The organism is Burkholderia sp. AU33423, from assembly GCF_002223135.1.
GTDB classification, from domain to species: Bacteria; Pseudomonadota; Gammaproteobacteria; order Burkholderiales; family Burkholderiaceae; genus Burkholderia; species Burkholderia lata_D.
This window is the reverse complement of the sequence record NZ_NKFH01000004.1, coordinates 1-23,239: the sequence shown is the minus strand read 5'-3', so window position 1 is coordinate 23,239 and position 23,239 is coordinate 1. Positions and strand designations below refer to the sequence as shown.

18 protein-coding genes and 1 rRNA gene are annotated in these 23,239 nt (G+C 65.7%); 1 reads left to right on the top strand and 18 read right to left on the bottom strand.

The genetic code is table 11. The features are described from left to right. Window positions 1–92 precede the first annotated feature (92 nt). From ftsA to coq7, 15 genes are all read right to left on the bottom strand, one after another. On the bottom strand, window positions 93–1,325 hold the full coding sequence (gene ftsA, locus CFB50_RS02695) for a cell division protein FtsA (protein ID WP_006487138.1): 1,233 nt from the start codon (window positions 1,323–1,325) through the stop codon (window positions 93–95). A gap of 26 nt (window positions 1,326–1,351) precedes the next feature. Then, entirely contained in the window at window positions 1,352–2,104 is a 753-nt protein-coding gene (locus tag CFB50_RS02690) for a cell division protein FtsQ/DivIB (RefSeq protein ID WP_069247054.1), read from the bottom strand. Window positions 2,105–2,123: 19 nt separating this feature from the next. Next, a complete protein-coding gene (locus CFB50_RS02685; RefSeq protein WP_089444900.1) occupies window positions 2,124–3,065 on the bottom strand; it encodes a D-alanine--D-alanine ligase in 942 nt (313 codons plus the stop codon). Window position 3,066: 1 nt separating this feature from the next. Next, window positions 3,067–4,464, bottom strand: a complete 1,398-nt coding sequence (gene murC, locus CFB50_RS02680; protein WP_069247052.1) for a UDP-N-acetylmuramate--L-alanine ligase — start codon at window positions 4,462–4,464, stop codon at window positions 3,067–3,069. Beyond that, on the bottom strand, window positions 4,461–5,564 hold the full coding sequence (gene murG / locus CFB50_RS02675; RefSeq protein WP_089444899.1) for an undecaprenyldiphospho-muramoylpentapeptide beta-N-acetylglucosaminyltransferase: 1,104 nt from the start codon (window positions 5,562–5,564) through the stop codon (window positions 4,461–4,463). The genes murC and murG overlap by 4 nt, the downstream gene beginning before the upstream one ends. Further along, on the bottom strand, window positions 5,561–6,844 hold the full coding sequence (ftsW, locus tag CFB50_RS02670) for a putative lipid II flippase FtsW (RefSeq protein WP_069247050.1): 1,284 nt from the start codon (window positions 6,842–6,844) through the stop codon (window positions 5,561–5,563). Before ftsW ends, murG begins: the two co-directional genes overlap by 4 nt. After that, the gene (gene murD, locus CFB50_RS02665; RefSeq protein ID WP_089444898.1) at window positions 6,841–8,355 is read right to left on the bottom strand and encodes a UDP-N-acetylmuramoyl-L-alanine--D-glutamate ligase; all 1,515 of its coding nucleotides are present in this window, start codon (window positions 8,353–8,355) and stop codon (window positions 6,841–6,843) included. Before murD ends, ftsW begins: the two co-directional genes overlap by 4 nt. 28 nt (window positions 8,356–8,383) lie before the next feature. Then, complete coding sequence (mraY, locus tag CFB50_RS02660; protein WP_006477019.1) at window positions 8,384–9,553, bottom strand: phospho-N-acetylmuramoyl-pentapeptide-transferase; 1,170 nt, start codon at window positions 9,551–9,553, stop codon at window positions 8,384–8,386. Window positions 9,554–9,569: 16 nt separating this feature from the next. Continuing rightward, complete coding sequence (locus CFB50_RS02655) at window positions 9,570–10,976, bottom strand: UDP-N-acetylmuramoyl-tripeptide--D-alanyl-D-alanine ligase (RefSeq protein WP_089444897.1); 1,407 nt, start codon at window positions 10,974–10,976, stop codon at window positions 9,570–9,572. After that, entirely contained in the window at window positions 10,973–12,511 is a 1,539-nt protein-coding gene (locus tag CFB50_RS02650) for a UDP-N-acetylmuramoyl-L-alanyl-D-glutamate--2,6-diaminopimelate ligase (RefSeq protein WP_089444896.1), read from the bottom strand. The genes CFB50_RS02655 and CFB50_RS02650 overlap by 4 nt, the downstream gene beginning before the upstream one ends. Next, window positions 12,508–14,355 carry a peptidoglycan D,D-transpeptidase FtsI family protein gene (locus tag CFB50_RS02645; RefSeq protein ID WP_089444895.1) on the bottom strand — a complete coding sequence of 616 codons (1,848 nt, stop codon included), beginning with the start codon at window positions 14,353–14,355 and terminating at the stop codon, window positions 12,508–12,510. Before CFB50_RS02645 ends, CFB50_RS02650 begins: the two co-directional genes overlap by 4 nt. Next, a complete protein-coding gene (gene ftsL, locus CFB50_RS02640; protein ID WP_009694564.1) occupies window positions 14,352–14,693 on the bottom strand; it encodes a cell division protein FtsL in 342 nt (113 codons plus the stop codon). Before ftsL ends, CFB50_RS02645 begins: the two co-directional genes overlap by 4 nt. Further along, window positions 14,690–15,631 carry a 16S rRNA (cytosine(1402)-N(4))-methyltransferase RsmH gene (rsmH, locus tag CFB50_RS02635; RefSeq protein ID WP_089444894.1) on the bottom strand — a complete coding sequence of 314 codons (942 nt, stop codon included), beginning with the start codon at window positions 15,629–15,631 and terminating at the stop codon, window positions 14,690–14,692. Before rsmH ends, ftsL begins: the two co-directional genes overlap by 4 nt. A 23-nt stretch (window positions 15,632–15,654) precedes the next feature. Further along, window positions 15,655–16,083 (bottom strand): division/cell wall cluster transcriptional repressor MraZ, encoded by a 429-nt coding sequence (gene mraZ / locus CFB50_RS02630; RefSeq protein ID WP_006487094.1) that lies wholly within the window; start codon window positions 16,081–16,083, stop codon window positions 15,655–15,657. A 385-nt stretch (window positions 16,084–16,468) separates the two neighbouring features. Then, window positions 16,469–17,095: a 2-polyprenyl-3-methyl-6-methoxy-1,4-benzoquinone monooxygenase gene (coq7, locus tag CFB50_RS02625; protein ID WP_027788457.1), complete on the bottom strand. Its 627-nt coding sequence runs from the start codon at window positions 17,093–17,095 to the stop codon at window positions 16,469–16,471. 277 nt (window positions 17,096–17,372) lie between these two features. On the opposite strand from coq7, the gene CFB50_RS02620 reads away from it, so the two are divergent. Continuing rightward, entirely contained in the window at window positions 17,373–18,524 is a 1,152-nt protein-coding gene (locus tag CFB50_RS02620) for a porin (protein ID WP_069247044.1), read from the top strand. 276 nt (window positions 18,525–18,800) lie between these two features. Here the strand turns inward: CFB50_RS02620 and CFB50_RS02615 are convergent, their stop codons facing one another. The 3 genes from CFB50_RS02615 to rrf form a co-directional block, all read right to left on the bottom strand. Further along, window positions 18,801–20,474 (bottom strand): long-chain fatty acid--CoA ligase, encoded by a 1,674-nt coding sequence (locus tag CFB50_RS02615; protein ID WP_089439157.1) that lies wholly within the window; start codon window positions 20,472–20,474, stop codon window positions 18,801–18,803. Between the two features lie 136 nt (window positions 20,475–20,610). After that, complete coding sequence (locus CFB50_RS02610; protein WP_089444893.1) at window positions 20,611–22,686, bottom strand: molybdopterin-containing oxidoreductase family protein; 2,076 nt, start codon at window positions 22,684–22,686, stop codon at window positions 20,611–20,613. A gap of 437 nt (window positions 22,687–23,123) precedes the next feature. Then, window positions 23,124–23,236, bottom strand: a 5S ribosomal RNA gene (rrf, locus tag CFB50_RS02605). Between the last annotated feature and the right edge of the window lie 3 nt (window positions 23,237–23,239).

Sequence of the window (23,239 nt, the reverse complement as noted above, 5' to 3'; positions counted from 1 at the left end):
GCTACTCGGCCGTTATTCGGCAGGAGATCGGGCAACCCCCTGTCGCGCGCCAGCCGCCGGCACCAGCGCGAATTTCGATTCGGTTCGATTCGTCAGAAGTTGCTCAGGAACCATTCCTTCATCCGCGAGAACACCTGCCCCGCGTTGCCGGACTGCACGGCGACCTTGCGGCCGCGCATGCGCTGAGCACTGCCTTCGACGAGCAGCCCCATCGCCGTCGAGTAGCGCGGATTGCGCACGACGTCGGAAAGGCCGCCTGCATATTCCGGCGCGCCGATGCGCACCGGTTTCAGGAAAATGTCTTCGCCGAGCTCGACCATGCCGGGCATCATCGACGCCCCGCCGGTAATGACCACGCCGGAGCTCAGCAGTTCTTCATAACCGGATTCGCGCACGACCTGCTGCACGAGCGAGAACAGTTCCTCGACGCGCGGCTCGATCACGGCTGCGAGCGCCTGGCGCGACAGCGTGCGCGGACCGCGTTCGCCGAGGCCCGGCACTTCCACCATTTCGTCCGGATCGGCGAGCGCCTGCTTCGCGATCCCGTAGCCGACCTTGATGTCTTCCGCATCCGGCGTCGGCGTGCGCAGCGCCATCGCGATGTCGCTCGTGATCTGGTCGCCGGCGATTGGAATCACCGCGGTGTGGCGGATCGCGCCTTCGGCGAAGATCGCGATGTCCGTCGTGCCGCCGCCGATGTCGACCAGCACCACGCCGAGATCCTTCTCGTCTTCCGTCAGTACGGCCAGCGACGACGCGAGCGGCTGCAGGATCAGGTCGTTCACTTCGAGCCCGCAGCGGCGCACGCACTTGACGATGTTCTGCGCGGCGCTCACCGCGCCCGTCACGATGTGCACCTTCACTTCCAGCCGGATGCCGCTCATGCCGATCGGCTCGCGCACGTCTTCCTGGCCGTCGATGATGAATTCCTGCGTGAGGATGTGCAGCACCTGCTGGTCGGTCGGGATGTTGATCGCCTTCGCGGTCTCGATCACGCGCGCGACGTCCGTCTGCGTGACTTCCTTGTCCTTGATCGCGACCATCCCGCTCGAGTTGAAGCTGCGGATATGGCTGCCCGCGATCCCCGTGAACACGTTGGTGATCTTGCAGTCGGCCATCAGCTCGGCTTCCTCGAGCGCGCGCTGGATCGACTGCACGGTGGCCTCGATGTTGACCACCACACCTTTCTTCAGACCCTTCGACTCGCTCTGGCCGAGACCGATCACCTCGTAGTGGCCTTCGCCCTTCAGCTCGGCGACGATGGCCACCACCTTCGACGTGCCGATGTCGAGGGAAACCAGCAGATCCTTGTAGTCTTTGCTCATAAAGTGCTCTTGCGTGTGATCTCTCGTTACTTCTTGCGCTTGTCGGTATCGGTCAGGAACCGCATGCCTGCCGCGCGAATCGCGAATCCGTTCGGATAGCGCAGGTCCGCGTACTCGATGTCGTTGCCCCAACGCTCCGTGACGGCCGGCCATGCAGCGACCAGGCGCTGGCTCCGGTCATGCAGCGACTCGCTGTTGCGTTCCTTGCCCAGCTCGACCTGCATGCCGTTCGACAGCTTCACCGTCCACGCGTACCGCGCCGACAGCGTCACTTCTTCCGGCGCCGCCTTCAGCGGCGCAAACCATTTCCCGAAGTCGCGATACCGCGTGACGACTTCCTTCGCACTGCCCTCCGGGCCGTCGAACGCCGGCAGTGCCTGCTCCAGCTCGCCCTGGTTCGCGGTGAACAGCTCGCCGTCGACGCTCACCAGCTGGTCGCTGCCCCAGGTCCCGAGCGGTTTGTACTCCTCGAGCGTGACAGCCAGCGCATTCGGCCACACCCGGCGCACGCTCGCATGGCGCACCCAGGGCATCTGCTCGAACGCGGCGCGCGCGGCGTCGAGATCGACCGTGAAGAAATTGCCTTTCAGCCGACCGACCACGCCTGCGCGCACCGTCGGTGAATTGATGTGCTCGGTGTCGCCGTCGATCCGGATTTCCCGCAGCGCGAACGTCGGGCGCTGGATCAGCCAGTAGCAACCGGCCGCCGCCAACACGAGCAGCAGCAGCGCGTACAGCGCGCTGGCGGCAAGGTTGAGTTGGCGAACGTTGTTCCACATACGTCGTTCCGTTCCTGCGTCAGTCGTTGAGCGTGAGCGACAGCACCTTCACGACCAGCTCCGAATAGCTGATGCCGACCGCGCGCGCGGCCTTCGGCGGCAGCGAGTGGTCGGTCATGCCCGGCGCGGTGTTCACTTCCAGGAAGTACGCGTTGCCGTCGGCGTCGAGCATGAAATCCGCGCGGCCCCAGTCGGTGCAGCCGAGCACGTCGAACGCCCGGCGCGCGATGCGCTTGAGCTCCGCTTCCTTGTCGGCGGGCAGCCCGCACGGAATCAGGTATTGCGTGTCGTCGGCGACGTACTTCGCGTGATAGTCGTAGAACTCGCCGGCCGGCACGATCTTGATCACCGGCAGGTCGAGATCGCCGGCGATGCAGGCGGTGTACTCGCCGCCGCCCTCGATGCTCTTCTCGACGATCACGATCGGGTCATGCTTTGCGGCTTCCGCGAGCGCAGCCGGCAGCGCGTCGGCCGTCTTCACCTTCAGCACCGCGACGCTCGAGCCTTCGCTCGCCGGCTTCACGAACAGCGGCAGGCCGAGCTTCGCGACGATGTCCGTCGCACGCGCCGCGAGGTCGTCGCCGCGCAGCACCGTCTCGAACGGCGGCGTCGGCACGCCCGTCTGCTGCCACACGAGCTTCGTGCGGAACTTGTCGAGGCCGAGCGCAGACCCGAGCACGCCGCTGCCCGTGTAGCGAATGCCGTAGAAATCGAGCGCGCCCTGAATCTGGCCGTTCTCGCCGTAGCCGCCGTGCAGTGCGTTGAACGCGCGCACGAACCCTTCGTCTTTCAGCGCCGACAACGGCCGCTCGGCCGGGTCGAACGGGTGCGCGTCGATGCCCGCGTCGCGCAGGCCCTGCAGCACGAGCTTGCCCGACGTGAGCGACACCTCGCGCTCCGAGGACTCGCCGCCGAACAACACCGCCACCTTGCCGAAACGTTTCGGATCAATCCCGCTCATGTCATGCCTTCTGTTGAGTGTGCTGCGCGACCTTCGCCGGCACGCCGCCGATCGAACCCGCGCCCATCGTGATCACCACGTCGCCGTTCTGCGCGACCTTCGCCAATGCGTCCGGCACGTCGTCGACCGTCGCGACGAACACCGGGTCAACCTTCCCCACCGCGCGCAGCGCACGCGACAGCGCGTCGCCGTTGGCGGTCGAGATCGCCGCCTCGCCCGCCGCGTAGACTTCCGTCAGCACCAGCGCGTCGACCGTCGACAGCACGTTGACGAAATCGTCGAAGCAGTCGCGGGTGCGCGTGTAGCGGTGCGGCTGGAACGCCAGCACGAGGCGGCGGCCCGGGAACGCGCCGCGCGCGGCCGCGATCGTCGCAGCCATCTCGACCGGGTGATGCCCGTAGTCGTCGATCAGCGTGTACTGGCCGCCGTCCGCGGTCGGCACGTCGCCATAGCGCTGGAAGCGCCGGCCGACGCCGTTGAATTCCGCCAGCGCCAGCTGGATCGCGTCGTCCGACACGCCGAGATCGGTCGCGATCGCGATCGCCGCGAGCGCGTTCTGCACGTTGTGCAGGCCTGGCATGTTCAGCACGACCGCGAGCGGCGCGCGCCCTTCGCGGATCACCGTGAAATGCATGCGGCCGTCGCGCGCATCGATGTCTTCGGCGCGAACCTGCGCGTCCGGCGACAGCCCGTAGCGCACGACCGGCTTCGAAATGAACGGGATGATCTGCCGCACGTTTGGATCGTCGACGCACACGACCGCGCTGCCGTAGAACGGCAGGCGCTGCGTGAATTCGATGAACGCCTGCTTGAGCCGCGCGAAATCGTGGCCGTAGGTGTCCATGTGATCGGCATCGATGTTCGTGATGACTTCGATCACCGGATACAGGTTCAGGAACGATGCGTCCGACTCGTCGGCCTCGGCGACGATGAAGTCACCCGTGCCGAGCCGCGCGTTCGCGCCGGCACTGATCAGGCGCCCGCCGATCACGAAGGTCGGGTCGAGCCCGCCCGCCGCGAGCACGCTCGCGACGAGGCTCGTCGTCGTGGTCTTGCCGTGCGTGCCGGCGATCGCGATGCCCTGCTTCAGGCGCATCAGCTCCGCTAGCATCACCGCACGCTGCACGATCGGCACGCGCTTCGCGCGCGCGGCCAGCACTTCCGGGTTGTCCGAGCGCACGGCCGTCGACACGACGACCGCGTTCGCGCCCTCGATGTTCGCCGCGTCGTGGCCGATCGCGATCCGTGCGCCGAGCGCCTGGAGACGATCGGTCACCGCGTTGCGCGACAGGTCCGAGCCGCTGACCTCGTAGCCGAGGTTGACGAGCACTTCGGCGATGCCGCTCATGCCCGCGCCGCCGATCCCGACGAAATGAATGTGTTTGACGATGTGTTTCATTGCAGTTGTTCCAGGTTCGCGCCGGCCGCCTTCGCGCACACGCGCGCGACTTCGTCGGTGGCCTCGGGCTTCGCCAGCGAGCGCGAACGTTCCGCCATGTCCGCGAGCGATGCCCGCGACTGGCCGCGCAGCCAGTCGGCAAGCAGTTCCGCCGACAGGTCGCGTTGTTGCACCAGCACGGCCGCGCCCGCATCGGCGAGGAACGCGGCGTTGCTCGTCTGGTGATCGTCGACCGCGTACGGGAACGGCACGAACAGCGCCGCCACACCCACCGCCGCGATCTCCGACACCGTCATCGCCCCCGACCGGCAGATCACGAGATCCGCCGCCGCATACGCGGCCGCCATGTCGTCGATGAACGGCACGAGCCGCACGTCTTCGCCGGCCGCGAAACCGGCCGCTTCGTAATGCGCCTTCAATGCTTCGATGTGCTTCGCGCCTGCCTGGTGCACGATGCGCGGGCGTTCGCCCGGCGCCAGCATCGCCAGCGCGCGCGGCACGACTTCGTTCAGCGCGGCCGCCCCGAGGCTGCCGCCGACAACCAGCACGTTCAGCGGGCCGCTGCGCGATGCATAGCGTGCTTTGGGCGCTTCCGTGCCGGCAAGTTCCGCGCGAATCGGGTTACCCGTCCATTCCGCGTGCGGCAGCGCGCCGGGGAACGCGACGAGCACGCGTTTCGCAAATTTCGCGAGCACCTTGTTCGTCAGACCCGCGATCGAATTCTGTTCATGCAGTACGAGCGGACGGCCCGACAGCGCGGTCATCACGCCCGCCGGGAACGTGATGTAGCCGCCCATCCCGAGCACGACGTCGGGCCGCACACGGCGCAGCGCGGCAAGGCTTTGCCCGCATGCGCGCAGCAGGTTGAACGGCAGTGTCAGCTTGGTCTTCAGGCCCTTGCCGCGCAGCCCGCCGAACCGCACGTATTCCATCGGAATGCCGTGCTTCGGCACGAGCGTCGCTTCCATCCCGGCCGGATTGCCGAGCCAAACGACGCGCCAGCCCGCCGCTTCCATCCGGTGCGCGACCGCGAGCCCCGGGAACACGTGGCCCCCGGTGCCGCCTGCCATCACCATCAGCGTGCGTTGCGACGCGGTCATACCTTCCCTCCCCGCATCAGCACCCGGTTCTCATAGTCCACCCGCAGCAACACCGCGAGCGCGACGCAGTTCAGCAAAATGCCCGAGCCGCCGTAGCTCACGAGCGGCAGCGTCAGGCCCTTGGTCGGCAGCAGCCCGAGGTTCACGCCCATGTTGATGAAGGTCTGCGCGCCGAACCAGATGCCGATACCCTTCGCCATCAGGCCCGCGAACGTGCGATCGAGTGCGAGCGCCTGACGGCCGATCTCGAACGCGCGGCGCACGATCCAGTAGAACAGCAGGATCACGACCAGCACGCCGACGAAACCGAGCTCCTCGCCGATCACCGCGAGGATGAAGTCGGTATGCGCTTCCGGCAGGTAGTTCAGCTTCTCGACGCTGCCGCCGAGGCCGACGCCGAACCACTCGCCGCGGCCGAACGCGATCAGCGAGTGCGTGAGCTGGTACGCCTTGCCCTGCGCGTAGCGCTCGTCCCACGGATCGAGGTACGCGAAGATCCGCTCGCGACGCCACGGCGACAGCCACACGAGCATCGTGAAGGTGCCGATCGCGGTCGCGACGAGACCGCCGAACAGCTTGCCGTTCACACCGCCGAGGAACAGCACGCCCATCGCGATCGCCGCGACCACCATGAACGCGCCCATGTCCGGCTCGAGCAGCAGCAGCGCACCGACCAGGCCGACCGCGAACGCCATCGGCAGGAAGCCCTTGGCGAAGCTCTGCATGTATTCCTGCTTGCGCACCGTGTAGTTCGCCGCGTAGATCGTCACTGCGAGCTTCATGATTTCCGACGGCTGCATGTTCGTGATGCCGAGCGGAATCCAGCGGCGCGCACCGTTCACGCCCTTGCCGACGTGCGGGATCAGCACGATCACGAGGCCGACGAGCGCGATCAGGAAGAGTTGCGGCGCGTATTTGTCCCACGTCGACACCGGCACGCGGAACGCGATCACCGCCGCGATGAACGCGACGGCGAGCGAGATGCAGTGGCGCATCAGGAACGCGTAATCGTGATACGACGCGTATTTCGGCGAATCGGGCATCGCGATCGACGCCGAATACACCATCACGACGCCGAGCCCGAGCAACGCGATCGCGACCCACAGCAGCGAGTAGTCGAAGTCGAGCATCCGCGAACGGCTCGGGCGCACGCCGTTGACGACGCTCGCGAGGCCGCCCGTCGCGGCGCGCGTGGCCGACGCGACGCGGCCGCCCGCGGCATTGCCGCCGGTGTCGCGCCGATCGTTGAATCGGGAGACGAGGCGATCGGACCAGCTCATGGCGTCGCTCCTTTGTCGATGGCGATTTCGTCGACCGCCGCGCGGAACACATCCGCGCGATGGGCGTAGTTCCGGAACATGTCGAGGCTCGCGCAGGCAGGCGACAGCAGTACCGCATCGCCCGGTTCCGCGAGGTCGGCCGCCGCGTGCACCGCCCCTTCGAGCGTCGCGTGGTCGACGAGCGGCACGCCCGTTTCGGCGAGCGTGTCGCGGATCGCCGGTGCGTCGCGGCCGATCAGCATCACCGCGCGGCACCAGCGCGCGACCGGCGCGACCAGCGGTGCGAAATCCTGCCCCTTGCCGTCGCCGCCCGCGATCAGCACGATCTTCTGCGCAAGCCCGTCGAGCGCGGCGACCGTCGCGCCGACGTTCGTGCCCTTGCTGTCGTCGACGTAGTCCACGTCGTCGATCGTCGCGATCACTTCGACGCGATGCGCTTCGCCGCGGTATTCGCGCAGCGCGTGCAGCAGCGGCGCGGCCGGCAGGTCGATCGCGCGTGCGAGCGCGAACGCGGCCAGCGCGTTCGCCGCGTTGTGCAGCCCGCGGATACGCAGTGCGTCGGCCGGCATCAGGCGCTTCTGCGCGATGTCGGGGGTATGCGCGGCATCGCGCTTGCGCCGACGGGTCGTCGTCGCGGTTTCATCCGGGGCGTCGCGATCGACCGCTTCGACCAGCCACGCGATGCCGTTATCGCGCGACAGCCCGTAGTCGCCGTCCTGCACCGGTTCGTTCAGGCCGAACGTGACCGTGCGCGGCGCATCGGCCGCGCCGGCTGCCGGGGCGAACTTCATCACGGCCGCATCGTCGCGGTTCAGCACGCGCGTGGTCGTCGCGCCGAAGATCCGGCCCTTTGCCTGCGCGTACGCGTCGAAGCTGCCGTGCCAGTCGAGGTGGTCCTGCGTGATGTTGAGGATCGCGGCCGCATCGGGCGCGAACGTGCGCGCGGTCTCGAGCTGGAAGCTCGACAGTTCGAGCACCCAGACGTCGGGCAACGCGGTTTCGTCGATCGCACCGGCGAGCCGGTCGAGCATCGCGGGGCTGATGTTGCCCGCAACGGCGACCTTCTTGCCCGAGCGCTGGCACAGCAGGCCGGTGAGGCTCGTCGTCGTGGTCTTGCCGTTGGTGCCGGTAATCGCGAGCACCTTCGGCTGGTAGCCGCTCGTGCCGAGCGCACGCAGCGCCTGCGCGAAGAATTCCAGCTCGCCCCACACCGCGACGCCCTGCTCGTTCGCGGCCGCGATCAGCGCCGCGAGTGCCGGCTCGAGCGGCGACAGCCCGGGGCTCAGCCCGACGAGCTCGATGCCGCCGTCGAGCAGCGCAGGCGTGAACGCCCCGCCGACGAATTCCGCATCGATGCCTTCGGCCTGCAGCGCGGCAAGGTTCGGCGGCGCCTCGCGGGTATCGGCAATACGCAGCCGGCACCCGTGCCTCGCGCACCATCGCGCGATCGCGAGACCCGATTCCCCGAGCCCCAGTACGAGCACCATCGGCCGTTGCCGATCTCCAAACATCTCGCCAGACATCCTTGTTACCTTTCCTTTACCGCAGCTTGAGGGTGGTCAGACCGAACAGGCACAGCATCAGCGTGATGATCCAGAAACGCACGACCACCTGCGTTTCCTTCCAGCCGGACAATTCGAAATGGTGATGCAGCGGCGCCATCTTCAGCAGGCGCCGCCCTTCGCCGTAGCGCTTTTTCGTGTACTTGAACCACGAAACCTGCAGCATCACCGACAGCGTTTCCGCGACGAAGATGCCGCCCATGATGAACAGCACGATTTCCTGGCGCACGATCACCGCGACCGTGCCGAGCGCGCCGCCAAGCGCCAGCGCACCGACGTCGCCCATGAACACCTGCGCGGGGTGCGTGTTGTACCAGAGGAACGCAAGCCCTGCCCCACCCATCGCGGAACAGAAGATCAGCAGTTCGCCTGCGCCCGGAATGTGCGGGAACAGCAGGTATTTTGAATAGACCGCGCTGCCCATCACGTACGCGAACACACCCAGCGACGCACCGACCAGCACGACCGGCATGATCACGAGGCCGTCGAGGCCGTCGGTCAGGTTCACCGCGTTGCTCGCGCCGACGATCACGAAGTACGTCAGCACGATGAAGCCCCACACGCCGAGCGGGTAGCTGATCGACTTCAGGAACGGCAGCATCAGGTCGGCGCGTGCCGGCAGCCCCATCGACAGGCCGCTCCTCACCCACGCCATGAACAGGTCGAACACGCGCACGTTGTTCGCCTCGGACACGCTGAAGGCGAGGTAGACCGCTGCGAACAGCCCGATCACCGATTGCCAGAAATACTTCTCGCGCGACGACATCCCGCGCGGGTCCTTGTGGACGACCTTGCGGTAATCGTCGACCCAGCCGATCACGCCGAAACCGAACGTGACGAGCATCACGATCCAGATGAAACGGTTCGTCAGGTCGCCCCACAGCAGCGTCGCGACCGCGATGCCGATCAGGATCAGCACGCCGCCCATCGTCGGCGTGCCGGACTTGACCAGGTGCGTCTGCGGGCCGTCCTTGCGCACGGCCTGGCCAACCTTCATTTGCGTCAGCTTGCGGATCACCCACGGTCCGCACACGAGCCCGATCCCGAGCGCGGTGATGGTGGCCATCACCGCACGGAACGTGAGGTACGTGAACAAGCGCAAAAAGCTTGCGTCTCCTTGCAGCCATTGCGCCAGCGCCAGCAGCATGCTTCCTTCCTTCTACTCAGTGTGCGGCGGGCGCCGTGCCCGCCGCGGGTTGGTTCGTCAGCGCGTCGACCACGCGCTCCATCTTCATGTACCGCGAGCCCTTCACGAGCAGCGTCGCCTGCGCGCCGTAGCCCGCCGCGAGCAATGCGCTGACCAGCGCGCCGACGTCGCCGAAATGGCGCGCCGTGTCGCCGTACGCGGTGCAGGCATCGCGCGACGCGTCGCCGAGCGCGAACAGCGCGTCGATCCCGCGCTCGCGCGCGTAGGCACCGACCTCGCGATGGAAGGCCGGGCCTTCGTCGCCGACCTCGCCCATGTCGCCGATCACCAGCACGCGCGGCGCCGGTTGCGCGGCAAGCACGTCGATCGCGGCACGCATCGAATCGGGATTCGCGTTGTACGTATCGTCGACGACCGTTGCACCCGCGAGGCTGCCTGCGATCGCCTGCTTCACCTGCAGCCGGCCCTTGACCGCCTCGAACGATTCGAGACCCTGCTTGATCGCCGACAGCGCGACGCCGGCACCCAGTGCCGCCGCCGTGGCGGCCAGCGCGTTGCGCGCGTTGTGCTCGCCGAGCGCGCGCAACCGCACCGTGACGGCGCCCGCGGGCGTGTCGATCGCAAGTTCGCCACCGTGCAGGCGGCCCGTGACCTGCGCGTCGTTCTGCCGTTCGGCATCGTGCAGCGCGAAATCGAGGATCCGGTTGCCCGTCGCCGCAACGCGCCAGATGCCCGCATAGGCGTCATCCGCCGGGAACACCGCGACGCCGTCCGGCGGCAGCGCGTGAATCACGGCCGCGTGTTCAAGCGCGACGGCTTCGACCGTCGCCATGAATTCCTGGTGCTCACGCTGTGCGTTGTTGACGAGCGCAACCGTCGGCGCCGTGAGGCGCGCGAGGACTTCCGTCTCGCCCGGGTGGTTCATCCCGATCTCGATCACCGCGAGACGATGCGCGGCCGACAGGCGCAGCAGCGTCAGCGGCAAGCCGACATCGTTGTTCAGGTTGCCGGCCGTTGCGAGCCGCGCGTCGGCGCCGACCGCCGCCGCGAAGATCGACGCGATCATTTCCTTGACGGTCGTCTTGCCGTTGCTGCCCGTCACCGCGACGAGCGGCAGCGCGAATCGCTTGCGCCAGCCATGCGCAAGCGCGCCGAGCGCGGCACGCGTTTCGCCGCCTTCGATCACCGGCATCGTGACGCCCGCCGGCACGTGCGCGACCAGCGCCGCGGCGGCACCGCGCGCGGAGACATCGCCGAGAAAGTCGTGCGCATCGAAGCGCTCGCCTTTCAATGCGACGAACAGGTCGCCGGGGCCGGCGGTACGGCTGTCCGTCGACACGCGGTCGAACGTGACGCCCGCGTCGCCGTGGACGGTTGCGCCGGGGATCAGGCGAGCGGCTTCGCCGAGACTGAGCATCGTCATTCGGCGCCTCCCTTGCCATGCGTCGCACGCGCTGCCAGCGCGAGCCGTGCGTGATCCTGGTCGGAGAACGTACGCTTCTTGCCCATGATTTCCTGCGTGGCCTCGTGGCCCTTGCCGGCCAGCACGACGACATCCTCGCGTGCGGCGCCGCGCACGGCCTGCAGGATCGCGCTCGCGCGATCCTCGATACGGCGTGCGTGATCGGGCGCGGTCATGCCCGCGACGATCTGGTCGATGATGCGCTGCGGATCCTCGCTGCGCGGGTTGTCGCTCGTGACGACGGTTTCGTCGGCGAGCCGCTCCGCGATCGCGCCCATCAGCGGGCGCTTCGTCGCATCGCGATCGCCGCCGCAGCCGAACATGCAGACGAGCCGCCCGCCGCGCGCCGTAGCGATCGGGCGCAGCGCGTCGAGCGTCTTTTCGAGTGCGTCGGGCGTGTGTGCGTAGTCGATCACGACCAGCGGTTCGTCGTTCTGCAGCCGGCCGCCGAGCCGCTGCATCCGGCCGTTGACGGACTCGAGCCTTGCGATCTCGGCGAGCGCCGCGTCGAACGGCACGTCGGACGCGAGCAGCGAACCGAGCACCGCGAGGAGGTTGCTGACGTTGAACGTGCCGAGCGTGCCGACCTCGACGTCCGCGTCGCCCCACGACGAACGCAGGCGGAACGCCGTGCCGTTCGCGGTGGCGCGCACGTCGATCGCGACCAGTTCGCGATCGGCGTCCGGCGCCGGTGCGTCACCGATCCCGTACGCGATCGTGCGCACGCGGCCGGCCAGTTTCTCGAGCAGGCGCCGCCCCGCTGTGTCGTCGCGGTTGACGACCGCCGCGCGCAGGCCGCGCCATGCGAACAGCTTCGCCTTCGCGGCTTCGTACGCGTCGAACGTGCCGTGATAGTCGAGGTGATCCTGCGTGAGGTTCGTAAACACTGCGATGTCGAAAGCCGTACCGTTCACGCGCCCCTGGTGCAGCGCGTGCGACGACACTTCCATCGCGACGGCCTTCGCGCCCGCGTCACGCAATTGCGCGAGGCTGCGCTGCAGCTGCGGTGCGTCGGGGGTCGTGAAGCCGGTCGGCACGAGCTGGCCGGGCATCCCGGTGCCAAGCGTGCCGATCACCGCGCACGGCTGGTGCAGCGCCGTCAGCGCGGTGGCGATCCACTGCGTGCACGAGGTCTTGCCGTTCGTGCCGGTCACGCCCACCGCGAGCAGGCTGTCGCTCGGATCGCCGTACCAGCCGCTGGCGATCTCGCCGGCGAGTTGGTCGAGCGCCGGCACGGCCAGTGCGACGGGCACCGCCGGCGCAGCGTCCAGCCCTTCCGGCTGATACAGCACGGCGGCCGCACCGCGTGCGACGGCTTCGGCAATGAATGCGCGGTTGTCGGCCCCGTCGACCGCATACGCAAAAAACACGTCGCCCGCCTTGAGGCTGCGCGTGTCGGCATGCAGTTGCGCCGCGGGGGCCACATGCTGACGCAGCCACGCAAGCGCGGCTGCGATCTGCTGATGCGCCGGATGGGAACTGCGAGCGGCGCTCATCGAACAACTCCTGGTGAATTACGCGTCGTGCTGGACACGATCATATGCTTCGCACCGCCACCCGCGGGCAGCTTTTGCGGCCCTGTCGCGGAAGGTGCTGCCGGCGAATCGTCAGACACGACGAGCTGCTTGATCGGCATGTTCGGCGGCACGTTCAGCGCACGCATCGTGTCGCCGGCGATCGCCGAGAATACGGGGCCGGACACCTGGCCGCCGAAGTGACTGCCGGCGGTCGGCTCATCGACCGACACCGCGACGACGATACGCGGATTCGGCATCGGCGCCATCCCGACGAACGACGCGCGGTACTTGCGCGTGTAGCCGTGACCTTCATGCTTGTACGCGGTACCGCTCTTGCCGCCGACGCGATAGCCCGGCACAGCCGCATCGGGCGACGTGCCGCCCGGCGCCACCACCGTCTCGAGCATCGCGCGCACTTCGCGCGCGGTGGTCGGGTTGAATACCTGCGTGCCAGCGACCGGCTGATTGGGGTCGGTCTTGAAAATGGTCACGGGCATCAGCTCGCCGTCGTGGGCGATCGCCGTGTACGCCCGTGCGAGCTGGAACAACGACACCGACAGCCCGTAGCCGTACGACATCGTCGCCTGCTCGATGCGGCGCCAGCTCTTCCACGGACGCAGGCGGCCGGCCACCGCGCCCGGGAACCCGACCTTCGGCGCCTGGCCGAGGCCGATGCTCGTATACATATTCCACATTTCCTCGGGCCGCATCGTCATCGCGATCTTCGTCGCGCCGATGTTGCTCGACTTCTGGATCACGCCGCCGACCGTCAGCGTGCCGAAACCCGCGTCGTCGGTGATCGGTGCGCCATCGAGCACGAAATGCCCGTTGCCCGTCTCGACGAGCGTGTTCGGCGTCACGCGGTGCAGGTCGAGCGCGAGCGACACCGTAAACGGCTTCATGATCGAGCCCGGCTCGAACACGTCGGTCATGATCCGGTTGCGCAACTGCTCGCCCGTCATGCGCGAGCGGTCGTTCGGGTTGTACGTCGGGTAGTTGACAAGCGCGAGCACTTCGCCGGTGCGCACGTCGACGACCATCGCCGCGCCAGCCTTCGCCTTGAACTTCTCGACGGCGGCCTTCAGGTTCGCGTACGCGATGTACTGGATCTTGCTGTCGATCGACAGGTCGACGTCGGTCCCGTTGTGCGGCGGGATCTGCTCGGCGACGTCCTCGACGATGTGCCCCATCCGGTCCTTGATCACGCGACGCATGCCCGACGTGCCGGACAGCATCTTCTGGTCGCCCAGCTCGACGCCCTCCTGCCCTTCGTCCTCGACGTTCGTGAAGCCGATCAGGTGAGCGGTGATCTCGCCTTCCGGATAGAAGCGCTTGTATTCGTTGCGCTGATAGATGCCGGGAATGTCGAGCGCGGCGACCTTGTCCGCAACGTCGATCGGCACCTGACGCTTGACGTAGACGAAACCCTTGTCTTCCGACAGCTTCACGCGCAGTTCCTTCGACGTCATGCCGAGGAGCTTGCCGAGCTGGTTGACCTTGTCGGCATCGAGATCGTCCGGCACCGCGTCGGGAATCGCCCAGATCGCGCGCACGGGCAGGCTCGTCGCGAGCACGAGCCCGTTACGGTCGAGAATCTTGCCGCGCGTCGCCGGCAGATCGATCGTGCGCTGGTAGCGGCTTTCGCCCTGCTTCCGATAGAACGCGTTGCCGGGCCCCTGGATCCAGAACGCGCGCGCGGCCAGCGCGACGAACGCCATGAACAGCAGGAACACGACGAGCTTCGAGCGCCACATCGGCAGATGCACGCCCAGCACGGGGCTCGACGAGAACTTCACGTTATGGCGCTGCGGGGACGGCTTCATCGCGCGCCTCCCTTGCCCTTGCCAGCCGTGTCCGCCGAAGCCGGGATCGGTGCATCGATCGCCTTCGCGGCGCCCGGCGGCAGCGTCAGGTATTGCGTGCGGCCGGTCGTGATCGGCTGCATCTTCAGCGAATCGTTCGCGAGCTGCTCGATGCGCGACGTCTTCGACAGCGCGCTCTGCTGATATTGAAGCTGCGCGTAGTCCTGCTGGAGCTGACGCTCCTGCGACTGCGCACGCTGCAGCTGGATGAAGATCTGGCGCTGCTGGTTCGTCGAATTGACGACCGACAGCGCGCAACCCATCACGATGATCAGCAGGAAGATGTTGAAGCGGCTCATGGCGTGACGCGCTCCGCAATGCGCATCACGGCCGAGCGGGCGCGCGGATTGGCAGCGACTTCCGCTTCACTGGGAAACTGGCGGCTGATGATCTTGAGCGGCGGGCTCGGGAGGTCGACGGCGCGGATCGGCAGGCGACGATCGACCGCAGGCGCACTCGCGTGCGCCTGCATGAATCGCTTGACGATCCGGTCCTCGAGTGAATGAAAGCTGATGACCACCAGCCGCCCCCCTTGCTCCAGCAACGACAGTGCCGCGTCTAGTACGACTTGCAGGTCCGCAAGCTCTTGATTGACGTGAATCCGTATAGCCTGAAAGGTGCGGGTTGCCGGATCCTTGCCCTTCTCACGGGTTTTGACGACGTGACCCACGATTTGGGCAAGCTCGCCCGTGGTGTCGAGAGGCCCAAGACGGTCGGACTCTGCCCGGCGAGCAACAAGCGCCTTTGCAATCTGAAAAGCAAACCGTTCTTCCCCATAATCCCGTATCACCTCCGTCAATTCCTGCACCGAAGCCCGTGCGAGCCATTCCGCCGCCGACTCGCCGCGCGTCGGATCCATCCGCATGTCCAGCGGACCATCGGCGCGGAAGCTGAAGCCGCGCGCCGGATCGTCCACCTGCGGCGAGGACACGCCCAGGTCGAGCAACACACCCGACACCTTCTCGACGCCGCGCGCCGCAAGCGCGTCGCGCATCGATGCAAAGCTGTCATGCACGATCGAGAAGCGCGCATCCTCGATGCCCTGCGCCGTCTCGATCGCCCTCGGATCCTTGTCGAACGCGATCAGCCGCCCGCCCGGCGCCAGCCGCGCGAGCACCGCGCGGCTATGGCCGCCGCGCCCGAACGTACCGTCGACATAAATGCCGTCCGGTCGCGTCACGAGCGAGTCGACCGCTTCGTCCAACAACACGGTCCGATGCTGCAATTCGTTTCCCATCGCGGGCGTCTCCGTCACCGCAATCAGAACGTGAAATTCTTCAGCGCGTCGGGCATGCCCTGCGCCATCGCTGCCTGCTCCTTCGCGTTGTAGGTCTGCGAATCCCACAGCTCGAAGTGACTACCCATTCCCAGCAACATGACTTCCTTTTCCAGTCCGGCTGCCATGCGCAGCTCGGGCGATACGAGAATCCGGCCCGCGCTGTCGAGATCGACATCCATCGCATTGCCGAGAAAAATGCGCCGCCACCAGTGCGCGTCCATCGGCAGCGCGGCGATCTTGGCGCGGAATACCTCCCATTCGGGGCGCGGAAACAGCAACAGGCAGCCGTCCGGGTGCTTGGTCACAGTCACCCGTCCTTCTGCCTGTCCTTGCAGCGCTTCGCGATAGCGAGCCGGCACCGACATCCGCCCTTTCGCATCGAGCGTCAGCGCCGACGCCCCTTGGAACACTTTCCGCTCTCCCGTTCAGGGCACCGAAGCACCCGCTCAATGCTGAGAATTTAGCCGGAATAGCCCGCCAAATCACACAAAAATACACTTTCTCACACTGTCTCCCACTTTAGAGGAAGGGTGTGGCACGGTCAAGGGAGCGGCCCGCTTTTTTGACGAATTTTGTTAGTTAGAACAAGGACTTACGCGCACATGCTCATGCGGCCCCTCATTCTAAAAACCGTTATAAATGAATGAGCTAGTGCAACTTGTGAAGGTGATACGTGAGAAAGACGGGCCAGACGGGTGTGCGGACGGGGCTTTCGTGGGCGGGAAAACGAGGAATAAACGGGCGGTATCAGCGGTGGGGAACCGGGGCGACTCACGCATCGCCCCGGTGGGAATCTCACAGATAGTACGCAGTGCTCGTCATGACTTTCGACGCGGCGCGCATCAGCATTCGCGCGGGCAGCGGCAGCTCGATCCCGCCCGCGTCGGCCGCGGCCTTGCCGTGCTTCACCTCGTCGATCCGCATCTGGTCGACGATCGCGCGCGACGCGGTATCGGCCGCCGGCAACTCGGACATGTGGCCTTCGAGATGGCTCTCGACCTGCCGTTCGGTCTCGGCCATGAAGCCGAGGCTGACCTTGTCGCCGAGCGCGCCGGCCGCCACGCCGATTGCGAGCGAACCCGCATACCAGAGCGGGTTCAGCAGGCTCGGGCGCGAGTCGAGCTCCTTCAGGCGATGCGCGGTCCACGCGAGGTGATCCTCTTCCTCACGTGCGGCTTCCTCGAACATCGCCTTCGCCGACGCCGTGCGCGCGGTGAGTTTCTGCGCCTGGTACAGCGCCTGCGCGCAGACCTCGCCGACGTGGTTCACGCGCATCAGCCCGGCGGCATGCGTACGCTCCGCAGGCGTCAGTTCGACGGCCGGCGCCTCCGCCGGCGCGGGCACCGGCCGGCTCATCCGGCTAATGCCGGTCAGCGATCGCAGGCCGCGATCGAATTCGCTGATCAGTTCATCAAACACCATCCTGTTCTCCTGGCTGCAGGTGCCGCCGCGAGCGGCAAGGGGCACGAGTCCGCTGCGTAACCGACTTGATTATTCAGCGGAAATTGCGGTTAACCCGTGATTTTAACCATTGTTGCATAAAGGAAACATGGCGACCTTGAGCTGCGGCATTTCGCTTTGTGGCAAAAAACGGTTTTGCTACATTACGTCCGACTTCTTGCGAAGTTGATGGGGCCCGTCAACAGAACATAACTATCCGCCCCGCCAGAAAAATTCAGTGAATTTTGGAGATCCGTTAATGAAAAAGTCGCTTCTCGCGCTCGTCGCGCTGGGCGCGTTCGCTGGCGCTGCCCATGCGCAAAGCAGCGTGACGCTTTACGGCATCATCGATGAAGGCCTGCTCTTCAACAACAACGCGGGCGGCAAGCACCTGTACAGCATGGCCAGCGGCGTGATGCAAGGCAGCCGGTTCGGCCTGCGCGGCACCGAAGACCTCGGTGGCGGCCTGAAGGCGATCTTCACTCTCGAAAACGGTTTTGACGTGAACAGCGGCAAGCTCGGTCAGGGCGGCCTGATGTTCGGTCGTCAGGCTTACGTCGGCCTGTCGAGCCAGTACGGTACGGTCACGCTGGGTCGTCAATACGACTCCGTCGTCGACTTCGTCGGCCCGCTCGAGGCAGGCGACCAGTGGGGCGGCTACATCGCCGCTCACCCGGGCGACCTCGACAACTTCAACAACGCGTATCGCGTGAACAATGCAGTCAAGTTCACGAGCCAGACCTACGGCGGCTTCTCGTTCGGCGGCTTGTACAGCTTCGGCGGTCAGGCAGGCCAGTTCTCGAAGAACCAGGTCTGGTCGCTCGGCGCAGGCTACAACAACGGCCCGCTGGTCTTGGGCGTCGGTTACTTGAACGCACGTACGCCGAACCAGTTCGGCGGCATGTTCAACAACGGCTCGGCGTCTTCGTCGGTCTCGTCGCCGATCTACGGCGCGTACGCGAACAACGCGAACACGTACCAGGTCATCGGTGCAGGCGGCGCCTACACGTTCGGCGCAGCGACGATCGGCGCGACGTACTCGAACACGAAGTTCAAGGGCTTCTCGGCAGGCCCGTTCGTGAACCAGACCGCGACGTTCAACAACGGCGAAATCAACTTCAAGTATCAGCTGACCCCGGCGCTGATTCTCGGCGCTGCGTACGACTACACGCAAGGCAGCAAGATCGACGGCAACTCGGCAGCCAAGTACCACCAAGGCTCGCTGGGCGTCGACTACTTCCTGTCGAAGCGTACGGACGTGTACGCAATCGGCGTGTACCAGCACGCATCGGGCAACGTGCTCGACTCGAACGGCAACGTCCTGAAGGCGACGGCAGCGATCAACGGTCTCGCAGGTTCGAGCTCGGCCAACCAGGTCGCAGCACGCGTCGGCATCCGTCACAAGTTCTAATCAGCTTGCCTGGCAAGCCGCAGCATATTGAAGGCGCCTTCGGGCGCCTTTTTCTTTTCCGGTCGGTGCAGCCGCGAAGCCGGAGCGTGGCGAACCGTATCGACTACGATGCGCTCGTCGAGGAAGCACCGTCCCGTCCTTGCTGCGTCGTAACGCATTGCTGCCGCATCGAGCCCACCCCAGAAGCCGCCTCGCGCGGAAACAGCCTCTTCCGGGTCAAGCCGCAAACGAAAAAGCCCGGCACGAGCCGGGCTTTTTCGTTCCGATCGACCGCCGTTATGCGCGTCCGTCGCGCAGTTCGCGCCGCAGGATCTTGCCGACGTTCGTTTTCGGCAGCTCCGTACGGAACTCGACCAGCTTCGGCCGCTTGTAGCCGGTGAGCCGCTCCTTGCAGTAGGCAAGGATGTCCTTGTCGGTGAGCGCCGGGTCCTTCTTCACGACGAACAGCTTCACGGCTTCGCCGGAATGCTCGTCGGGCACCCCGACCGCCGCCACCTCGAACACGCCCGGATGCGACGCCACCACGTCCTCGACTTCGTTCGGGTACACGTTGAAGCCCGACACGAGGATCATGTCCTTCTTCCGGTCGACGATCTTCACGTAACCTCGCGCATCCATCACGCCGACGTCGCCCGTCTTGAAGAAGCCGTCCGCGAACATGACCTTCGCGGTCTCGTCCGGCCGGTTCCAGTAGCCGGCCATCACCTGGGGCCCGCGGATGCAGATCTCGCCGGGTTCGCCGAGCGCGACGTCGTTGCCCGCATCGTCGCGAATCGCCACTTCGGTCGACGGCAGCGGCAAGCCGATCGTCCCGCTGTACTCGGTCGCGGTCACGGGGTTGCAGGTCGCCACCGGCGACGTTTCAGACAGCCCGTAACCTTCGATAATCGCGGTATGGGTCTTTTCATACCAGCGTTTCGCGACGCCTTCCTGGATCGCCATGCCGCCGCCGTTGGCGATCACGAGCTTCGACAGGTCGAGCTGATTGAATTCCGGGTGGTTCAGCAGTGCGTTGTACAGCGTGTTGACCGCCGGGATCGTCGAGATCTGGTAGCCCTTCAGCTCCTTGATCATGCCGGCGATGTCGCGCGGATTCGGGATCAGGATGCCCATGCCACCGGTACGCATTGTCAGGAATCCGCAGACGGTCAGCGCGAACACGTGATACAGCGGCAGCGCGACAACGGTCACGAACTGTTTCACGTCCGGAAACTTCTCGTGAGCCGGATGATGCCAGGCGCCCGCCTGCAGCACGTTCGACACGATGTTCCGGTGCAGCAGCGTCGCCCCCTTCGCCACGCCGGTCGTACCGCCCGTGTATTGCAGGAACGCGACGTCATCGGGGCCGATCTTCTGCGCCTTGAATGCCTGGCGCGCACCTTCCGACAGCGCGGCCTTGAAGCGCGTGAACGACGGCAGCTGCCAGGCAGGCACCATCTTTTTCACGTTGCGCACGACGTAGTTGACGAGCCATCCCTTGATGCCCAGCAGATCGCCCATCGATGCGACGACGACGTGCTTGACGCCCGTATTCGCGATGACGGCCTGCAGCGTCGATGCAAAATTCTCGAGGATGACGATCGCCTCCGCACCGCTGTCCTTCAGCTGATGCTCGAGCTCGCGCGGCGTATAGAGCGGGTTGACGTTGACGACGGTGTAGCCCGCGCGCAGTACCGCGGCGATCGCCACGGGGTACTGCAGCACGTTCGGCATCATGATCGCGACGCGCGCCCCGCGCGCAAGCCCGCGCGATTGCAGCCATGCGCCGAACTGGCGCGACAGCTTGTCGAGTTCGCCGTACGTGATGCCCTTGCCCATGCAGACGAATGCCGTGCGGTCGCGATACTGCCGGAAGCTCTCGTCGAGCAGGTCGGGAACAGAGGGATAAGGAGACGCGTCAATTTCGGCTGGAACGCCGGGTGGGTACGATTTCAGCCAAATTTTGTCCATGCCGCGCGTCTCCTCACAGATTTTCGAATGGTCGTGCTAAAACGCATCGTAACGGCTCGCTCGTTCCGAGACAACAGGGTTAGATGTCCACTTCGAACTTCCGTGGAAATTCGTCTGATCATACGGTGATATCCGATCAAATGCGCTCAACTTCCACGAGGCAGTCGTAGAACGTCGCCGAATTGCCAAGATCGGTCAGCGCCTGGCTGGTCACTTCGTTCGCGTTTCTGCCGTCCGGCGACAGCTTCTTCCACCAGATCGACAGCCCGACGACGAGCCCTGCGCGTGCGCGATCGGTAATTCTCGCGAGCGCCTGCATCGATCCGCGGTCGTTGAAGATGCGGACGACGTCACCTTCGGCGATCCCGCGCGCATCGGCGTCGGACGGGTGGATGTCGAGATGCGGCTCGCCTTCGGTATGACGCAGGCTGTCGACGTTCACGAACGTACTGTTCAGGAAGTGGCGAGCCGGCGGCGAGATCATCGCGAGCGGATAGCGTGCGGCGAGCTCGGGCGCGGCCTCGGCCGACTCGAACGGCGGCAGGTAGTCGGGCACGGGATCCGCGCCCATCTGCTCGAGTCGGGGGCTGTAGAACTCACACTTGCCGGACGGCGTGCGGAAACCACCGTTCGCGAACGGCGCCTCCGGCAGCTTGAGCTTCAGCCAGCCGGCGCGCTTCAGCGTGTCCCAATCGCTGTCGAGCACCGGATCGTCCCAGCGGAGCGCCGCGCGCGCGACCTCTTCGTCGCTGTGATAGAGCGCCGGTTCGTCCAGCCCCATGCTGCGCGCGATGCCGCGGAAGATCTCCGTATTCGGCCGCGCCTCTCCCACCGGAGGAATCGACGGCAGGTTCGCCATCACATAGGTGTGACCGTACGATTTGTGGATGTCCAGGTGCTCGAGCTGGGTGGTTGCCGGCAACACAATGTCGGCAAAATCGACGGTATCTGTCTTGAAATGTTCGAGAACGACCGTGAACAGATCGTCACGCGCGAACCCTGCCGCGACCTTCGATGAATCCGGCGCGACAGCCACCGGGTTCGAGTTGTATACGATCACCGCCTCGACCTTCGGCCCGAAGGTTGCATCGCCCGGGTGCAGCAGCGCGTCGCCAATCGCGTTCATGTTGATGATGCGTGGCAGTTTGTGCGGCCAGCCCGGCATCAAATCCGGGCGAAGCAGCGCAGCCTGGTTGACCGGCGCGGATTCCGACGACGAGAGCAACAGCCCGCCGGCTCGATCCCGCCAGGCGCCCGTCAGCGCCGGCAGGCTTGCGATCGCGCGGACGGCATTGCCACCGCCGCGAACGCGCTGCATGCCGTAGTTGAGGCGGATCGATGCCTTGCGGGTCGCACCGTAACGACGTGCAAGGTCGATCAGCTCCGACGCGTCGATCCCGCAGATCTGCGCAGCGCGTTCCGGCGGATAGGACATCGCGCGCTCCTTGAGCGCGTCGAAGCCGAGCGTATGGCTGACAATGTAATCGTGATCGAGCAGGTCCTCGGTAATCAGCACGTGCATCATGCCGAGTGCGAACGCGCCGTCGGTACCGGGTTTCAACGCGATATGCTGATGGCACTTCTCCGCTGTCAACGAACGATACGGATCGATGGCGACAAGCCGTGCGCCTCGGCGCTTCGCTTCCTGCGCTCGCGTCCAGAAGTGCAGGCTTGACGCGATCGGGTTTGCCCCCCAAATCAGAATCAGCTCGCTTTCCTCGAAATGCTCGAGGTGCATGCCGAGACTGCCGCCATAGGTGTAACGCAACCCGGCTGCACCGGCCGCCGCGCAGATCGTGCGCTCGAGTCGCGAGGCACCGAGCTTGTGGAAGAATCGCTGGGCGATGCCCTCCCCCTGCACGAGCCCCATCGTCCCCGCATAGCTGTACGGCACGATTGCTTCCGGTGTGCGCGCCGCGATTTCACCGAGACGACGGCCGATCTCATCGAACGCCTCGTCCCAGCTGACGGGTACGAAATGCCCTTCCCCTTTGGCACCGATGCGCTTGAGCGGGACGGTGAGGCGGTCGGGGTGATGAACGCGATCGGCGTATCGGCTGACTTTCGTACACAACACGCCTTGTGTCGGCGGATGGTCGGGATCGCCCGTGACCTTGATCGCCTTGCCGTTTTCGACAGTCACACGCATTGCGCACGTGTCCGGACAATCATGCGGGCAAACGGCCCGAGCTACCTGAATGGCGGCGTTCATCGTTTTGTGTGCAGAGATGGGGATTCGCAAATTTTACGTGGACACGCCGAATAAAGCGTTCATTTCGTACGAGATCTGAGGTATTTGGCCGAAACACGAGTGGAGGAATCGGCTCGGCTTCGGTGGTTCGGCGTGTCGTCCGCGGGCGATTTGCATGGCGACCCGACACTCGTTGTCGACGATGGCAAGCTGATCACGTACGAGAGTGCTAACCGAGCCGCGGGAGAGAGATTGCAGCTTTGAACGGAGATAGGAGCAATAGGCCAAGGGATCGCGGATGATACTGGCCAATTGGCGTGCCGGGAGCGGCGAGTGGTTGTATTTGGGAGAGGCGATGTGGAAACTCCAGCCAGGCCGCCACCCCCAGTCCCTTATGCATTTCCTTCGCTGAAATGCAAAAACCCCCGCCTTTCGGGCGGGGGTTCTTGGCTTAGGGAGCCTGACGATTACCTACTTTCACACGGGAATCCGCACTATCATCGGCGTAGAGTCGTTTCACGGTCCTGTTCGGGATGGGAAGGGGTGGGACCGACTCGCTATGGTCATCAGGCAA

Excerpts from the sequence above, each read along its gene's own strand:
- mraY (WP_006477019.1), bottom strand. The coding sequence starts at position 9,553 with ATGCTGCTGGCGCTGGCGCAATGGCTGCAAGGAGACGCAAGCTTTTTG.
- murG (WP_089444899.1), bottom strand. The coding sequence starts at position 5,564 with ATGACCGCGTCGCAACGCACGCTGATGGTGATGGCAGGCGGCACCGGG.
- CFB50_RS02690 (WP_069247054.1), bottom strand. The coding sequence starts at position 2,104 with ATGTGGAACAACGTTCGCCAACTCAACCTTGCCGCCAGCGCGCTGTAC.
- coq7 (WP_027788457.1), bottom strand. The coding sequence starts at position 17,095 with ATGGTGTTTGATGAACTGATCAGCGAATTCGATCGCGGCCTGCGATCG.
- CFB50_RS02615 (WP_089439157.1), bottom strand. The coding sequence starts at position 20,474 with ATGGACAAAATTTGGCTGAAATCGTACCCACCCGGCGTTCCAGCCGAA.
- rsmH (WP_089444894.1), bottom strand. The coding sequence starts at position 15,631 with ATGGGAAACGAATTGCAGCATCGGACCGTGTTGTTGGACGAAGCGGTC.
- CFB50_RS02650 (WP_089444896.1), bottom strand. The coding sequence starts at position 12,511 with ATGAGCGCCGCTCGCAGTTCCCATCCGGCGCATCAGCAGATCGCAGCC.
- CFB50_RS02610 (WP_089444893.1), bottom strand. The coding sequence starts at position 22,686 with ATGAACGCCGCCATTCAGGTAGCTCGGGCCGTTTGCCCGCATGATTGT.
- CFB50_RS02620 (WP_069247044.1), top strand. The coding sequence starts at position 17,373 with ATGAAAAAGTCGCTTCTCGCGCTCGTCGCGCTGGGCGCGTTCGCTGGC.
- murD (WP_089444898.1), bottom strand. The coding sequence starts at position 8,355 with ATGTTTGGAGATCGGCAACGGCCGATGGTGCTCGTACTGGGGCTCGGG.
- CFB50_RS02685 (WP_089444900.1), bottom strand. The coding sequence starts at position 3,065 with ATGAGCGGGATTGATCCGAAACGTTTCGGCAAGGTGGCGGTGTTGTTC.
- murC (WP_069247052.1), bottom strand. The coding sequence starts at position 4,464 with ATGAAACACATCGTCAAACACATTCATTTCGTCGGGATCGGCGGCGCG.
- ftsA (WP_006487138.1), bottom strand. The coding sequence starts at position 1,325 with ATGAGCAAAGACTACAAGGATCTGCTGGTTTCCCTCGACATCGGCACG.
- CFB50_RS02655 (WP_089444897.1), bottom strand. The coding sequence starts at position 10,976 with ATGACGATGCTCAGTCTCGGCGAAGCCGCTCGCCTGATCCCCGGCGCA.
- CFB50_RS02645 (WP_089444895.1), bottom strand. The coding sequence starts at position 14,355 with ATGAAGCCGTCCCCGCAGCGCCATAACGTGAAGTTCTCGTCGAGCCCC.
- ftsL (WP_009694564.1), bottom strand. The coding sequence starts at position 14,693 with ATGAGCCGCTTCAACATCTTCCTGCTGATCATCGTGATGGGTTGCGCG.
- ftsW (WP_069247050.1), bottom strand. The coding sequence starts at position 6,844 with ATGAGCTGGTCCGATCGCCTCGTCTCCCGATTCAACGATCGGCGCGAC.